Source organism: Fodinicola feengrottensis, assembly GCF_010993775.1.
Taxonomy (GTDB): Bacteria; Actinomycetota; Actinomycetes; order Mycobacteriales; family HKI-0501; genus Fodinicola; species Fodinicola feengrottensis.
The window spans coordinates 71,486-85,752 of sequence record NZ_WOTO01000023.1; the positions used below are offsets into that span (position 1 = coordinate 71,486).

Here is a 14,267-nt window from a genome sequence, read left to right on the forward strand (position 1 = left end):
ATGTGCGGTCGAGTCGGATCGCTGTTTTTCCTGACGAGGCATGACCGCCAATATAAACGGCTAACATGCGTTGGCATACCCAATCATCAATAATGCCAAGGACCTTTGATGCGCTACGAAAGTCTGTTCGTCGCCGGGGTCGGTGGCTGGCTGCCACCGGCGGTAAACGTTGCAGAGGCGATCGCCGACGGCCGCTACCCGGCCGATGCCGCGGTTGCCAATGACTACGCGGAAATCACCGTCGCCGACCAGGACTCGCCACCGGAGATGGCCGTACGGGCGGCCGGCCGGCTGGCGCTGGAGCGAGCCGGCGTAGGACCGGAAGAGGTCGCGGTATTACTGCACGCTTCGTCCTGGTATCAGGGTATTGATTTCTGGCCGCCGGCTTCCTATATCCACCGGGAGCTACTGGGAAATGCCGGTCGGTACGCGCCGGCCCTGGACGTACAACAGATGTCCAATGGCGTCGCCGTCCTGGAACTGGCGGCGAACTACGTCGCGGCCGGGAGCGAGCGGCCGGCCGCGCTGGTGACGTGCGCCGACCGCTTCCAGCCACCCGGTTTCGACCGGTGGGGCGCCGATACCCGGAACATGGTGTGGGGAGATGGCGCGGCCGCCATCGTGCTGTCGCGGACCGGCGGCTTCGCCCGGCTGCTCGCCGCGGCCACCGTCAGCGACACCGTGGTGGAAGGGCTGAACCGGGCCGGCGAGCCGTTCGGCACCGAGCCCGGGCACGCCGGCTGGCCGATCGACCTGCGCAGCCGCCGTCGCGCGTACAAGGAACAGGGGCAACTCGCCGGCAAGGAGAACCTGTCCGTCGACGGGCTCACCGACGCGGTCGAGCGGACCTTGGACGAGGCCGGCCGCAAGCTGTCGGATGTGACCCGGGTGGTCTTCCCGAACGTCTCGCTGGCCACTATCACCGACTACTACCTGGCACCGCTCGGCCTGGAACTGCCGGTGACGACCTGGGAATGGGGCCGGCGCACCGGCCATATCGGCACCGCCGACCAGTTCCTCGGGCTCGCCGACGCTGCTGGAGAACGACCAGGTCAACGCCGGCGACCAGGTCCTGCTGGTGGGCATTGGCATCGGCATGGCCTGGTCCTGCGCGGTCCTGGAGATCCTCGAGCGCCCGGACTGGACGCCCCAGCGCTGAGAGCGTCTGCATCGACCCGTTGGTCGATGCAGACGTACGTACGCCTCAGCCCGCCATGAGTTCGGCGCGCAGCTCGGTCTTGCGGACCTTGCCCATCGCGGTCTTGGGCAGCTCGTCGCGGATCTCCAACCTGGTCGGCCAGTAGGTCTTGGTCATCCCCGCCGTACGCAGGTGTTCCTGCAGCTCATCGAGGGTGACTGGGGCGTCGTAGCAGGTGACGATCGCGCAGATCACCTCGTCACCGAGGCCGTCCGGGTAGCCCACCACGGTCGCCTCGCGGACCTTCGGGAGCTCGGCGGTGAGCGCTTCCAGGTCGCTCACCGGCACCACGAACGACTGCCGCAGGATCATGTCCCTGGCCCGGCCGGCGATCCGGATGCCGCCACGGCCGTCCGGGCGGGCGATGTCGCCGGTGGTGAACCAGCCGTCGGCGTCCACCGAAGCCGCGTACACGTCCTCGCGCCGGTCGTAGCCAAGGCACTGGGTGGGGCCGCGAACCCACAGCACGCCGCCGCCGTCCGGTTGTTCGGGCAGTTCCTCGATGCGGACCTCGGTGCCGGGCGTCGGGTGGCCATCCGAGCGCGCGGCCCAGTCGTCCGGGTCTTCCAGCCGACTGATAGTGACCGGACCGTTCTCGGTCATGCCGAAAAGCGAATGCAGCCGTACGCCGAAGGCCTTGCGCACCTCGTCCACGAACTGCGGCAGAATCGGCGCCGAACCGGACACCAGCACCCGCAGGGCGGCGGTGTCGCGGGGCCGCTCGGACTGGGCATCCAGCACGCCACGCAGGAAAGCTGGCGCCGAGTAAAGGAAAGTCACGTCGTGCTCGGCGACCAGGTCCACCACCGCGTGGCCTTCGCCGGTGTCCTGGAAAACCGCCGTGCCGCCGAGGTGGATGGGCAGCAGCATGCCCTGCACGAAACCGACATAATGCGTGTACGACGACGTCGTCAGAACCACCAACGAGTCATCCAGACCGAACACGTCGATCTCCGCGAGCACACCCGCGTAGAGGGTGTTCTGGCTGTGCAGCACGCCTTTCGGCTCGCCGGTGGTCCCGGACGTGAAAAGCACCAGATATGGGTCGTCCGGCTCCAGTGGCGCGGTCTGCACGGATGCGTGTGTGCTCCCATGGCGTACCGAAGAAATACTCGTCGAAGTCGAGGGTGCCGGCTGGCCTGCGGTCACCAGCGACCGCGACGTGTTTCAGCGTCGGCAGCTCGGCGAGCAATTCGGTGATCATCGACGTGAGGTCGTCGCCACCGATCTCGGACATCGTAATCAGCGCGCTGGCCTCGGTGAGGCCAAGCATGGTCGACAGCTCGCGGTGGCGGTAAACCGGCACCAACGGGCAAATTCGTACGCCGGCCCGCAAACACCCCAACGCCAGCGGGGCGATCTCCCAGCGGTTGTCGAGATGCACCGCAAGGGTGTCGCCGCGTTGGAGACCGAGCGCGCCGATCGCGGCCGCGCAACGATCGGCGAACCGGGAAAGCTCGGCATACGTGATCTTGTGGGTTTCGCCCGTACCGATGCGCCGGGTAATCACCGCGACCTTGTCCGGCCGGATCCGGACATCTTTTTCTAGATCGTCCAGAAACGTCTCGTCGCGCCACCGCCCGAGCGCACGATAATCGGATTCTTTCTGCCCCATCGGCACACCACCTCTTGTCCGTTAGCGCTGAGTCAAAGCTGTCTGTCTGCCCGAAAACCGCCTTAGGCGGGCAAAGTGGTCAAAGCGTCAATGCAACGATAACTTCACCTTCATAGTGACCCTTATGGGCCAACGTAGTGGTCATTTTCGTGATCCCGTCAGGATATCCGCCACCAGCCCATACGATGACTATCGGCCATGGACAATAATTGTCCGTACCGGTGGACCGGAAAGGGTTGCTGCCTTGTCGATTATCGAGGCGAGACCAGGCGGTGATGCACCGGAATACCTGGAAAGCGGTTGGTGGCGGGACGGCACCATCATTGACGACCTGCGTCGTGCCGTGAAAACCACTCCCACCAAGACCGCGTTGGTCTGCTGGCATATCGACGGCAGTGAGCCGGACGTGCTCAGCTATGCCGAATTGTCGCGGCGAGTTGACCGGTTGGCAGCCGGTCTGATTTGGTCTCGGCGTACGACCTGGTGACGTGGTGACCGTACAGCTGCCCAATGGTTGGCCGCTGTGCGCACTGATCCTGGCCTGCGCGCGGGCCGGTGCCGCGGTTTCGCCCGTGTTGCCCACCATGCGCCGCCGCGAGCTCGAATTCATGTTGGGTGTCACCGAAAGTCCGGTCTATATCGGTCCGACCAGCTGGCACCGGTTCGACTACGGCGCGATGGCCGCCGAGGTCGCCGCGGCGGTGCCAACCCTGCGCCATCGGGTGTTGGTGGGCGAGGATGTGCCCACCGACGACCCCGCTGTGGTCGACTTCTACCGCGATCTCTATGGCCGGGACCGTACGGCCGAATTCCCGGCAGCTTTGTTGGACGAACGCGAGGCGAAAGCCGGCGATGTGGCGCAGGTGATGTTCACCTCCGGCACCACCGGCGAGCCCAAAGGGGTGACCCACACTCACAACACCCTTTATGCGATTGACAAAGCACAGGCGGACGTGCTGCAACCTGTCCGCGGACGAGGTCACCGCGATGGGGTCGCCGACCACGCACCAGGCCGGCTTCACCTGGAATCTGCTGATGCCCTTGTTGCTCGGCGCCACCGCCGTCCAAGTGGACCAGTGGCAGCCGGATCTCATGCTGCGCATTCTGGAAGAGCAGAAAGTCACGTTTTTTTTTCATGGGCGCGCCGACGTTTCTGGCCGACCTGATCGCCACTCAGCGCAGCACCGGCCGGGACCTGTCCGCGCTGGCCACCTTCGCCACCGGCAGCGCTCCGATAGCGCCGGTTTTGGTGGAAAACGCGGCCGAAGTCCTCGGGTGCCGGGTTTACGCATTGTGGGGAATGACCGAAAACGGTGGCGTCACGATCACCCGGCCTGAGGATCCGGCCCTGCGGGCAGCCGAAAGTGACGGCAGCACGGTGCCCGGAATGTGGGTACGGATCGTCGACGCTCAGGACCAGCCCGTACCAGCCGGCGCCATTGGCCGGTTGCAGTGCCGGGGCGCCGCACAATGTCTCGGCTATTATCGTCGGCCCGAGCTCTACGCGGCTTCGATGACCGCCGACGGCTGGTTCGACACTGGCGACCTGGCGCGGGACGACGGCCACGGTGGCGTACGAATCGCCGGCCGGGTGAAGGACTTGATCAACCGAGGCGCCGAAAAGATCCCGGTGGTCGAGGTTGAGGCGGCCTTGCTGCGGCACCCGGCGGTCAAGGAGATCGCGGTCGTCGGCTATCCGGACGAACGGCTCGGCGAACGTGCGTGCGCAGTGGTCATTCCCGCGGAAACCGCACCAACACTGGCGGATCTCTGCGGGTATCTGGCGGAGACCGGGATGGCCAAACAATACTGGCCGGAACGCCTGGAGTTGGTGACCGAACTGCCCAAGACGCCGTCCGGCAAGGTGCAGAAATTCGTACTGCGTGAGCAGCTGGCGGGGGAAGTCTGATGCATTTCGAGTTCACCGCTGACCAACTCGAGTTGGCCAAGCGCGTCCCAGCGTTTGCCCAGGAACAGGTCGCGCCCGGCGCGGCCGCTCGGGACCAGGCCTCGCAATACGAGGAAAAGCTGCTGCCGGCGATGGCCGCCGAAGGACTTTTCGGGCTGCGAATCGGAACCGAGTACGGCGGCACCGACCGGGACGCCGTCACCACCGGGCTGGTATTGGAAGAGCTGGCCGCCGGCGATGTGGCAGTCGGCTACCCAGTGCTCAACGCGGCGCTGATTGGTGGCGTTCTGCACGCCAACGCCAATCAAACGCAGAAAACCAGCTGGCTGCCACCGATCGCGGCCGGCGAGGCGATCGTGGCGCTCTGCCTGACCGAGCCCGAACACGGCACCGACGCGGCACACATCCAGATGACCGCTGAGCCCGACGGCGACGGGTGGCGGCTGACCGGCGAGAAAACGTCGATCATGATTGGCGCGTACGCCACGCATGGGCTGATTTTCGCGCGTACCGGTGACGAAGGCGCGACCGGCATCACGGCTTTCTATGCCGCGCTGGACGATCCGCGAGTCACTCGTACGTCGATGAACGACCTCGGGTCACGGGCGGCGCGCCGATCGCGGCTGGTTTTCGACGGCTTGCCGGTCGGTGCCGGCGAGGTGGTCGGCGGGCCGGGTTTGGGCTTCGTACAAGTGATGCGCGGCTTCGACTACTCGCGGGCGCTCATCTCACTGATGGCTCTGGGCGCGGCCGGCGCTTCCTTGCGTGAGGCGTACGAGCGGGCCGGCAGCCGGCAGGCTTTCGGACAGCCGATTGGAAAATTCCAGGGGGTGTCGTTTCCGCTGGCCGAACAGGCCACCCTCGTACACGCGGCACGGCTGCTCACGTACGAGGCGTTGTGGCGCAACGACGCGGGATTGCGGCATCGGGCCGAGGCGAACATGGCCAAATGGTGGGCGCCGAAGGTGGCGATGGAGGCGGCCAACCAGGCGCTGATCACCTTCGGTCACGAAGGCTACAGCGAGGACGCGCCGCTGGCCCGCCGGCTGCGCGACATTATTGGGCTGCAACTGGCCGACGGCACCGAAAAACGCGACCAAACTCGTGGTGACGCGGGAATTGTTGGGGCGCGACAGTGCTCCCTGAGCTGACCGACGGCGTGCTCGTACTGGACTCGGAATGGCCGCCGGCGACCCCCGACCACAACGGGGTTTTCCTGCTCACCGGATCGCGGCCGGCACTGGTCGAGTCGGGTGTTGGGTTGGCCGGCGAAAGAGTCGCCGAGGCGTTGACCGCGCTCGGCATCGGTCCGGGTGACCTGGCCGCGATCGTGGTCACCCACGTCCACCTCGACCACGCCGGCGGCGCTGGCGAACTGGCCCGCCGATTCCCGTCCGCCACGGTGATGGTGCACCCGTCGGGCGCCAAGCACCTCGTCGACCCGAGCCGGCTGGAGGCGAGCGCGCGCCAAGTGCACGGACCTCTCATGGACACGGTTTATGGCCACATGACACCGATCCCGGCGGACCGGATCCGAGTGCTCGCCGACGGCGACACGGTCGATCTCGGTGAGCGCCAACTGACCGCACTTCACACTCCCGGCCACGCGCCACACCACGTGGCCGTGCTGGACACCAGCGACGGAACCCTTTTCACCGGCGACGCGGCCGGCGTACGACTGCCGGAAATGCGTACGCCCCGGCCCAGCACCCCACCACCGTCCTTTTCCGCCGCCGATTCCCGGGCAAGCCTGGACCGGATGGCCGCGCTGGCGCCGGCACGGCTGGTTCTCACGCATTTCGGCGTGGTAACTGAGCCGCTGCCGTATTTGGCCGATCTGACCGACCGGCTCGGCCGTTGGTGCGCGGCCGCCGAGAAAGCGGTCGCCGACGGCCAGGACGCGGCCGCCCTGGAGGCCGAGCTGTTGCGGCTTTTCGGTGCGGAGGAGGGTCTGCCGCTGGAAAACCCGGCCCGCTTCGCCTCCACCGGCGGCTACAGTGCGAACGCCGCCGGCCTCCATCTATGGGCCACCCGGCAACTCACTTAACTCTCCCGACGCTGGCCGCCGTTGTCGCCGAGTGCGGGACTTTATCCCACACTCAGCGCCGAGTGCGGGACTTTGTCCGGCACTCACTGTTTTGGAGGCAGGGGTTTCAGTCGGTGGTCATTTCTGAGAGGGCGGCGGTGAGTACGGTGACGCCGTGCAGGTATTCCGCGATGGTGATGTGTTCCTCGTTGCCGTGGTCGAGGGTGCCGTCGCCGGGGCCGTAGGCGGCCATCGGGATCGGGGGCCAGGTGCCGGCGACGGTGTTCATGTCGGAGGTGCCGGTTTTGAGGGTCGGGCGGGGGTGCCGCCTTCGCGGCGGATGGCGGCGGACAGGCTGCGGGCGACGGGGTTGCCGCGGGGGGCTCGAGCCGCCGGGATGTAGCGGATGATGTTGAGCTCGCCGGGACCCGCGAAACCTTGGAGGGCAGCGGAAAAGCTGTCGAAGTCGAAACCGGGTGGTACGCGACAGTCGACGTCCAGTTCGGCGAGTTCTGGAGTGGCGGTGATGGCGCGCAGGGTGGCGGCCGGTTTCTGGAAGGAGCCGTGGTCCAGTTCTGGGCCGAGCGTGGTGAGCAGCCGCTGCCAGAAAAGTACGGCCAGCTCGCTGGCTTTGGCCTGCGGGTTGGTGGAGTGGGTGGGCTCCTGCTCGATCCGGTAGGTCAGGTCGATTTTGCCTTTGTAACCCAGAACAACGCTCGACCAACCGCTCGGTTCGCCGATCACCAGCCGATCCGGTGGGGCCAGGGTTTCGGCGATGTGGTGACCGCCGCGAGCCAGCCATTCCTCCTCGACGGCACCGATCACCCTGATCCGGCCGGCGAAATCCGGATGTCGGGCAGCCGCGCAAATCATCGCGGCCAGTGGGCCTTTCGCGTCGACGCTGCCACGGCCGTGGATCGCGTGCTGGTCGCGATAGACCGGGATCGGCCGGTCAACGGTGTCGAGATGGCTGAGCAACATGATCGTCGGCCCGGTGCCGGTCCCGATATCCGCGATCAAGTTGCCGACTTCGTCCGTACGAGCCGAAAATCCGAGCTCCGGCAGCCGGTTCACCAGGAATTCGGCCAACTTCTGCTCGCCGCCGGACGGCGACGGGATGGCCACCATCTCGTGCAGCAGGTCGGTCGCGGCGGCATCGCTGATCATGAAACCCTGCTCTCGGCGGCGATGGTGATCTCGGAACCGGCGCCGGACAACGCCGCGGACAGCGGCCGCGACACCCGGCCGTCGGCGATGCGTACGACCGGGACGCCACCTTGCAACGCCTCCCGGGCCGCCACCAGTTTTCGTTGCATGCCACCGGAAGCGGCATGCTCGACCTGGTCCAGCGAGCCGTCCGCCGGCAACGCGAAGGACGACAGCAGGCTGTCCGGATCTTGTACGTCCGCAAGCACCCCGGGCGCGGCGGTGAGAAGCACCAACCGATCCGCCTTCAGAGCGCCGGCGATCGCGGCTGCGGCCCGGTCGGCATCGACGTTGAGTGGGGTGCCATCGGCGGCACTCGCCGGCGGCGACACCACCGGCAGCAAGCCGCCGTCGAGCAGAACCTGCAGCGATAATGGCTCAACCGCAACGATCCGGCCGCTGTGGTCATCGCGTACGAGCTGCACCCGACCATCTTCGGTGACCGACCGGCGGGCGGGTTTCCGGACGGCCCGCAACAAAGCGGCGTCCAAGCCGGTCAGCCCGACCGCCGGCACACCGGCCCGCGACAGCGCGGCCAGCAGCCGCGGCTTGGCCCGCCCGACCAACGCCAACGTGACCACGTCCAGCATCGCCGCATCGGTGTAGCGGCTGGTGATCCCGGACGGCGACCGGAGACTGCGAGCTGGTACGCCAAGTTCCGCGGCGACCCTCGCGATATCAGCGGCACCGCCGTGCACCCAGCAAAACTCGCTCGCCCTGCGCGCGTACGAGCGCGATGTCAGCGCACAACTGGTCCACGTCGATGGCATCGCTGCCACCGCATTTGACCACCGTCAGACCCACCGTTCCCCCCCTAGATCGGATGCAGGCCGGGAAAATCCAGCCCGAGCGTTTCCGGCCAGCCCATCCGGATGTTCAGGCATTGCACGGCCGCGCCGGCGCCGCCCTTGACGAGGTTGTCCAGCGCCCCCATCGCGGTCACCCGCCGCCCGTCGACGGCGAAGCCGACATCGCAGTAGTTCGAGCCCAGCAGCACTTTCGGGTCCGGATAACGGAAGGCGCCACGGCGATGAGCTACCACACGTACGAACGGTTCGGTCCCATAAAAGGCGCGATAGCGCGCGCCGAAGGTCAAGCTCGGTCAGCGGGTTTCGGGCCTGTGCCTGGCAAACCACCTGAACCCCGCGGACCGCTTCCACTCCGGTCGCCGTCATCCGCGCCGAAAGTCCAGTGGCCTGGCCGATTTCCGCCTCATGCCGGTGCCCGGTCGGTGCGAAAACCCGCATCGCACCACTGCGCTGCGGGTGGCTGTCCGCTGTGCTGGCACTGGCCCCCGAACCGCTGGAGCCGGTACGAGCGTCCACCGTCACCTCCGGTTCGACCAGGTCGGCAATCGGGGCCAGGGCCAAGATCGCGGCGGTGGCCATGCACCCGGGCACGCTGATCCGGTCGGCGGTCCGCAGCGCCTCCCGGTGGCCAAGCTCGGGCAGGCCGGGGACAAAGTCGTCGATCAACTCCGGCGCGGAATGCATAACACCGTAATGCTGCTGGTAAAGCCACGGATCGCGGAGCCGGAAGTCGGCGGACAGATCGATGACGTGCCGTGCCGAGTCGGCGAGCTTGGGCAGCAGGTCCATGGTGGCCCGATGTGGAGTCGCGAAGAGCAGCACGTCGGAGTCCGCCAGCTCGTCGCGCCCACAGAAGGCCAGGTCCGTACGACCGCGCAGATTGGGATGGGCGGTGTCCACCCGCTGCCCGCGCAGCCGGTCGGAACTGGCCTGTGTCACCTCGATATGGGGGGTGACACAACAACAATCGCAGAAGTTCGCCGCCGATGTAGCCGGAGCCACCGACAATGGCCGCCCGGATCACCAGACCGCCTGGGCGAGCAGATAGTCCACAATCGCGCCGGGCACGTCGATTCGGTCGCCGTGCGCGGCGAGGAACCCGCGGAACTCCATGGTGTGGTTGACCTCCAGCACGTACAGCCGGCCGTCCCGGTCCTCGATCAGGTCGACGCCCAGCAGCCCGCCGCCCATTGCGCGAGCCGTCTCCAGCGAGAGTTTGACCAGCTCATCGGTCAGCGGGCAGGGCTCGGACCGGGCGCCGCGGGCGACGTTCGTCCGCCAGTCCGGCGAGCACCGGTAGTACGCCCCGAGGACCTCGTCGCCCACCACGATCACCCGGATGTCCCGGTCCGGTTTGTCGATCAGCTCCTGCAAATAGACGACCTGGTGCTGCGGTGACGACAGCGCGGCGCGATGTTCCAGCACCGTACGAGCCGTCTCCGGGTCGCGGATCACCGCGGCCAACCGCCCCCAGGAGCCAACCAGCGGCTTGATCACCACCGGGAAGCCAAAATCCTCGATCGCGGCCAGCGCCGACTCGTTGCTGAGCACCACCGCCGTACGCGGAGTGGGTAGCCCGCGGCGACTCAGTTCCAGGGACGTGAGCAGCTTGTCGCCGCAGAGCGCGATCACGTCTGCCGTGTTGACGGTCGGCGTACCGGCGGCCTCCAGCACCCGGCACGCGTAGAGCTGTCGGGTCTGCGAGATCTCCCGGCCGAGCACGGCCGCGTACGACTGGACCGGGGGCAGGGTGGCCACGAACTGCCGGGTGTCCAGGTGTTCGTACGGCACCCCGCGCCGATCCAGCTCCGCGAGGATCAGTTTCTCCTCGACCCGGACCCGGGACGCCAGCACCGCGAGCGGGCGGCCCGGCATCTTATTCGCCCCAGTCCTCTTCGATCTCCGGCGCTGTCTCCAGCTTGACCGGGTCCAAGCTGACCACCTCCAGCTCGGCGGAACAGTCCGGGCACTGGGCGATCTCGCTCAGCCGCACCGGTTCGGCCAGTGCGACCGCGCCCTCACACTCGGGACAGGTCTGGGCCATGACTCCTACCTCCATTGAGAATCCGGGTGTCCAACAGGTCAAACGCGGTTTCCGCGATATGAGCGTCACTGATGCCATAGCGGACCAGGAGGTCTTCCTGGTCGCCGACGCGAGCGACGAAGGTGTCGGGCATGCCGATCCGTACGACCCGTTTCGGGGCTTGCTCGGCCAGCGTTTTCGGCGACCAGCGACCCCAGCCCGCCGAGCCGCCAGTGCTCCTCCACGGTGATCACGGCCTTGGCCGGCGCAGCCGCTGTGACCAGCGCGTTCACGTCCAGCGGCCGGAGCGTGTGCAGGTTGTGGACGGCCACGCCGATGCCTTTGGAGGCCAGCAGCCGGGCCGCGCTCACCGCCGCTCGTACCGGATGCGGCCCGCAAGCGAAGATCGTCAGGTCCTCGCCGGCCGTCAGTTTTTGAATGGTGCCAACGGTGAACGGCTCGGCGTCCAGCTCGGGCAGCGCCGGCGTGCCGGCCTTGCCCAGCCGCAAATAGACCGGGCCCGGCAGCGTGGCGGTCTGGCGTACGGCCTGGTCGGCCTGCTCGCCGCTGGCCGGCACCACCACGGTGAAACCGGGCAGCATCCGGACGATGCCGAGGTCTTCCAGGCAGTGATGGGTCGGGCCGAGATGCCCGGCGGACAGCCCCGCGTGGGTGCCAGCGATGCGCACCGGCAGGCCCGCGTACGCCACATCGACCTTGATCGCCTCCAGCGCCCGGGTGGTGGCGAAGGTCGCCATCGTCGTGACGTACGGCAGCATGCCGCTGGCCGCGAGACCGGCCGCGGTGCCGATCAGATTGTGCTCGGCGATCCCGAGGTTCACATATCTGTCAGCGGCAGCACCGAAATCCACGCCGGTGAACAGTCCGGTGTCGCTGTCCAGGCAGTAGAAACGGTCGTCGTCGGTCGGCAGCTGCTCGACCAATGCGTCCCGGTACGCCTCGCGGGTCGCCAGCGCGGTCACGATCCGTCCTCCGCTCCGAGCGAGCGAGCGCTCCCACTGGCTGGCCAGCACGGCACGGGCCCGCTGGTATTGCCGAGCGGACAGCTTGGCGTAATGACTTTCCCTGCGATTTTCGATAAAAGGCAGGCCGCGGCCCTTGACCGTACGAGCGATCAGCACGGTCGGGCGGCCCGGCTCGGCCGGCAGCTCGGACAGCGCCGACTCCAGCGCCGGCAGGTCGTGGCCATCGACATCCCTTACGCACCAACCAAAAGACCGCCACCGGTCGGCCAACGGCTCGACCGAGATGGTGTCCTCGGTACGACCGGTGATCTGCAGGCCGTTGCGGTCCACGATCGCCACCACCCGGTCCAGGCGCAGGGTCGCGGTCGCCATCGCGGCCTCCCACACCGAGCCTTCCTGCAGCTCACCGTCGCCGAGGATGACGAAGATCCGGCGCGGCCAGTCCTCCCGCCGGCCGGCCAGCGCATATCCGTTGGCCAGCGCCAAACCGTGGCCAAGGGATCCGGCTGGCATCGGTACGCCCGGGACTTCCCGGATCGGGTGGGCCATCAGCCGGCTGCCGGCGGTGCCGTAGCCAGCCAGTTCGGCCACCTCCAACACCCCACGCTCGGCCAGTGCCGCGTAAAGACCGACCGCGCCGTGGCCCTTGCTGAGCAGCAGCAGGTCCCGGTCCGGTGCCGGCGGCGCGGCCGGATCGCCCCGCAGCACCCCGAAATAGAGGGTGGTGAGGATCTCCACCAGCGACATCGAGCCACCCAGGTGGCCGCCCATCGGGCCGCCGCACATATCCACGATGTGCTCCCGGATCCGATGGGCGTGCGTGCTGCGCTCGGCGAGATCGGTGGTGGTCATCCCTTGATCGCACCCACGGTGGGCAGTTGGGCGACCACGAAATGGCCGGGCAGGTGGACGGCGAGGCCTTCCTGGATCTCGGCGACGATGCCGGCACCGCCGATGCCCAGCTCGCCCTCGCGGGCCATCCGGATGGTCGACTGCCGACGGTCCAGCAGGGTGGCGGCGGCAGTGAAGTCGCCGACCACGGCCGTGCCGGGCGGCACCATCCTGGTCCGGCTGACCTTCACTCCAGCGCTGGTCAGCCGGTCCAGGAACCCGTCGCCCAACAACGGCCACCAGTCATCTGGGTGCAGCACCATGCCGTCCGCCGAGCCGCCGTGCCGCTCGCACAGGGCCGCGGTCGCGATCAGCGTGTCCGCCACGGTGCCGGCCGGGTCATTCACCTTGCGGACGCCCGCGTGGTGCAGCAGCCCGAGGATGCCATCGCCGCCTTTTCCGTTCAGCAGCACGTCATTCTCGGCGGTGCCCAGGCGTACCAGCAGCCGGAAGTCGACGAAAGCGGCCAGCGCCGCCGGGTCGGCCAGGATCTCGTCTGGTACGGGCACGGCCGCGGTGATGGTCTGCAGCCCAGTCGCGGTGATGCCAACCTGGAAGCCCCATTCCGGCGCCGCCGACTCGTCGTCCGGCGCGGCCCGCTCGCGGAACACGGTGATCTCGTCGGAATCCGTACCGATGACCGCTTTGCGCAGCAGGTGCCGGACGGTGTAGCGAGGCCGCCGCTGGGCCGGCGGGAACAGGTCGCTGATCGCGGCCCGAAGCGTCACCGACGCCTTGTCGCCCATCCGCGCCCGGGCCAGCGCGAACTCCTCGCCGGGACCACGCCGGCGCAGCTCCGGGTCGTCCAGCAGCATCGTTACCTCAGACACACGCTCTCCCTCAACACATCACTCACGCCTGCGACCTACATGCCGACAGTGCGTCCGCCATCGATCAGTTGGACGGTGCCGGTGACAAACCCGGCTCGTTCGCTGGCCAGGAACGCGGCCATCGCGGCGATCTCCTCAGGCTGTCCGACCCGGCCCAGCGGGATCCCGGCCTGGATGGCCACCGCGGCCAGCTGACTGTCCACATCGGACGATGGGTCCAGACCGTCCAACACGGGTGCGGTGGCGGTGTATCCAGGTGCCAGCACATTCACCGTGATCGCGCTCGGACCCAGCTCGCGAACCAGACTTTTGGTGTATCCCACCAATCCCGGCCTTACCACGTTGGACAGGGCATATTCCGGAATCGGCTGGCGCACGGTTTCCGAGGCGATCAGCAGAATCCGTCCCCAGCCGGCCCGGCGCAGCTGCGGCAGCGCCGCCTGCACCATGCCGACCTGCGACAACAACGAAAGCTCCAGCGCGGCACGAAAACCGTCCAGGTCGAATTCCCCGGTCTGGCCGGCCGGCGGCCCGCCGCCATTGGCCACCACGATGTGCAGCGCGCCATGGTCGGCCGCGGTCCGATCAACCCAGTCGCGTACGCCCGCGTTGTCTCTGACGTCCACTGCCGTCGCGGTTACCTTGCCGAGCGCGGAAAGTTCGGCGCGAGCGGCCTCCAGCCGGTCCCGATCGCGGCCACAAATGGACACGGTCGCACCTTCGCGCAGCAATTCAGCGGCAATCGCGCGGCCCATACCGGCCCGAGCCGGCGGC

General features: G+C 67.6%; 18 protein-coding genes. 6 read left to right on the forward strand and 12 right to left on the reverse strand.

All coding sequences use genetic code 11. The features are described from left to right. Positions 1-108 precede the first annotated feature (108 nt). A complete protein-coding gene (locus GNX96_RS67305) occupies positions 109-1,218 on the forward strand; it encodes a ketoacyl-ACP synthase III family protein (protein WP_163569471.1) in 1,110 nt (369 codons plus the stop codon). On the opposite strand, the gene GNX96_RS21660 is transcribed toward GNX96_RS67305, so the two are convergent. Further along, complete coding sequence (locus GNX96_RS21660; protein ID WP_279581083.1) at positions 1,205-2,233, reverse strand: AMP-binding protein; 1,029 nt, start codon at positions 2,231-2,233, stop codon at positions 1,205-1,207. The genes GNX96_RS67305 and GNX96_RS21660 overlap by 14 nt on opposite strands. After that, on the reverse strand, positions 2,127-2,813 hold the full coding sequence (locus GNX96_RS21665) for an AMP-binding protein (protein ID WP_163569473.1): 687 nt from the start codon (positions 2,811-2,813) through the stop codon (positions 2,127-2,129). The genes GNX96_RS21660 and GNX96_RS21665 overlap by 107 nt, the downstream gene beginning before the upstream one ends. A 244-nt stretch (positions 2,814-3,057) precedes the next feature. Here GNX96_RS21665 and GNX96_RS53995 point away from each other — a divergent pair, with 244 nt between their 5' ends. Genes GNX96_RS53995 through GNX96_RS21680 form a run of 5 tightly spaced genes read left to right on the forward strand, consistent with a single transcriptional unit; the run spans position 3,058 to position 6,769 of the window. Next, a complete protein-coding gene (locus GNX96_RS53995) occupies positions 3,058-3,300 on the forward strand; it encodes a hypothetical protein (RefSeq protein WP_279581084.1) in 243 nt (80 codons plus the stop codon). A 4-nt stretch (positions 3,301-3,304) separates the two neighbouring features. Then, positions 3,305-3,979, forward strand: a complete 675-nt coding sequence (locus GNX96_RS54000; protein ID WP_279581085.1) for an AMP-binding protein — start codon at positions 3,305-3,307, stop codon at positions 3,977-3,979. Further along, a complete protein-coding gene (locus GNX96_RS54005; protein WP_279581086.1) occupies positions 3,949-4,722 on the forward strand; it encodes an AMP-binding protein in 774 nt (257 codons plus the stop codon). Before GNX96_RS54000 ends, GNX96_RS54005 begins: the two co-directional genes overlap by 31 nt. Next, a complete protein-coding gene (locus tag GNX96_RS21675) occupies positions 4,722-5,873 on the forward strand; it encodes an acyl-CoA dehydrogenase family protein (RefSeq protein ID WP_279581087.1) in 1,152 nt (383 codons plus the stop codon). The genes GNX96_RS54005 and GNX96_RS21675 overlap by 1 nt, the downstream gene beginning before the upstream one ends. After that, entirely contained in the window at positions 5,858-6,769 is a 912-nt protein-coding gene (locus tag GNX96_RS21680; protein WP_163569474.1) for an MBL fold metallo-hydrolase, read from the forward strand. Before GNX96_RS21675 ends, GNX96_RS21680 begins: the two co-directional genes overlap by 16 nt. Before the next feature lie 106 nt (positions 6,770-6,875). Here GNX96_RS21680 and GNX96_RS54010 read toward each other — a convergent pair whose 3' ends face one another. The 10 genes from GNX96_RS54010 to GNX96_RS21725 all read right to left on the reverse strand — a co-directional run bounded on the left by GNX96_RS54010 (position 6,876) and on the right by GNX96_RS21725 (position 14,248). Further along, positions 6,876-7,037, reverse strand: a complete 162-nt coding sequence (locus tag GNX96_RS54010) for a hypothetical protein (protein WP_279581088.1) — start codon at positions 7,035-7,037, stop codon at positions 6,876-6,878. Beyond that, the gene (locus GNX96_RS21685) at positions 7,034-7,915 is read right to left on the reverse strand and encodes a M20/M25/M40 family metallo-hydrolase (protein WP_279581089.1); all 882 of its coding nucleotides are present in this window, start codon (positions 7,913-7,915) and stop codon (positions 7,034-7,036) included. Before GNX96_RS21685 ends, GNX96_RS54010 begins: the two co-directional genes overlap by 4 nt. After that, positions 7,912-8,652 carry an amino acid kinase family protein gene (locus GNX96_RS21690; RefSeq protein WP_279581090.1) on the reverse strand — a complete coding sequence of 247 codons (741 nt, stop codon included), beginning with the start codon at positions 8,650-8,652 and terminating at the stop codon, positions 7,912-7,914. Before GNX96_RS21690 ends, GNX96_RS21685 begins: the two co-directional genes overlap by 4 nt. After that, a complete protein-coding gene (locus GNX96_RS54015; protein WP_279581091.1) occupies positions 8,633-8,758 on the reverse strand; it encodes a hypothetical protein in 126 nt (41 codons plus the stop codon). The genes GNX96_RS21690 and GNX96_RS54015 overlap by 20 nt, the downstream gene beginning before the upstream one ends. Then, positions 8,749-9,765, reverse strand: a complete 1,017-nt coding sequence (locus tag GNX96_RS21695; RefSeq protein WP_279581092.1) for a hypothetical protein — start codon at positions 9,763-9,765, stop codon at positions 8,749-8,751. Before GNX96_RS21695 ends, GNX96_RS54015 begins: the two co-directional genes overlap by 10 nt. Positions 9,766-9,783: 18 nt before the next feature. Further along, complete coding sequence (gene lysX / locus GNX96_RS21700) at positions 9,784-10,638, reverse strand: lysine biosynthesis protein LysX (RefSeq protein ID WP_163569475.1); 855 nt, start codon at positions 10,636-10,638, stop codon at positions 9,784-9,786. A 1-nt stretch (position 10,639) separates the two neighbouring features. After that, complete coding sequence (lysW, locus tag GNX96_RS21705) at positions 10,640-10,807, reverse strand: lysine biosynthesis protein LysW (RefSeq protein ID WP_163569476.1); 168 nt, start codon at positions 10,805-10,807, stop codon at positions 10,640-10,642. Positions 10,808-10,872: 65 nt separating this feature from the next. Then, a complete protein-coding gene (locus GNX96_RS54020; RefSeq protein ID WP_279581093.1) occupies positions 10,873-12,624 on the reverse strand; it encodes a transketolase C-terminal domain-containing protein in 1,752 nt (583 codons plus the stop codon). Continuing rightward, positions 12,621-13,493, reverse strand: a complete 873-nt coding sequence (locus GNX96_RS21720) for a family 3 encapsulin nanocompartment shell protein (RefSeq protein ID WP_163569477.1) — start codon at positions 13,491-13,493, stop codon at positions 12,621-12,623. The genes GNX96_RS54020 and GNX96_RS21720 overlap by 4 nt, the downstream gene beginning before the upstream one ends. A gap of 35 nt (positions 13,494-13,528) precedes the next feature. After that, complete coding sequence (locus GNX96_RS21725) at positions 13,529-14,248, reverse strand: SDR family oxidoreductase (RefSeq protein ID WP_279581094.1); 720 nt, start codon at positions 14,246-14,248, stop codon at positions 13,529-13,531. Positions 14,249-14,267 lie beyond the last annotated feature (19 nt).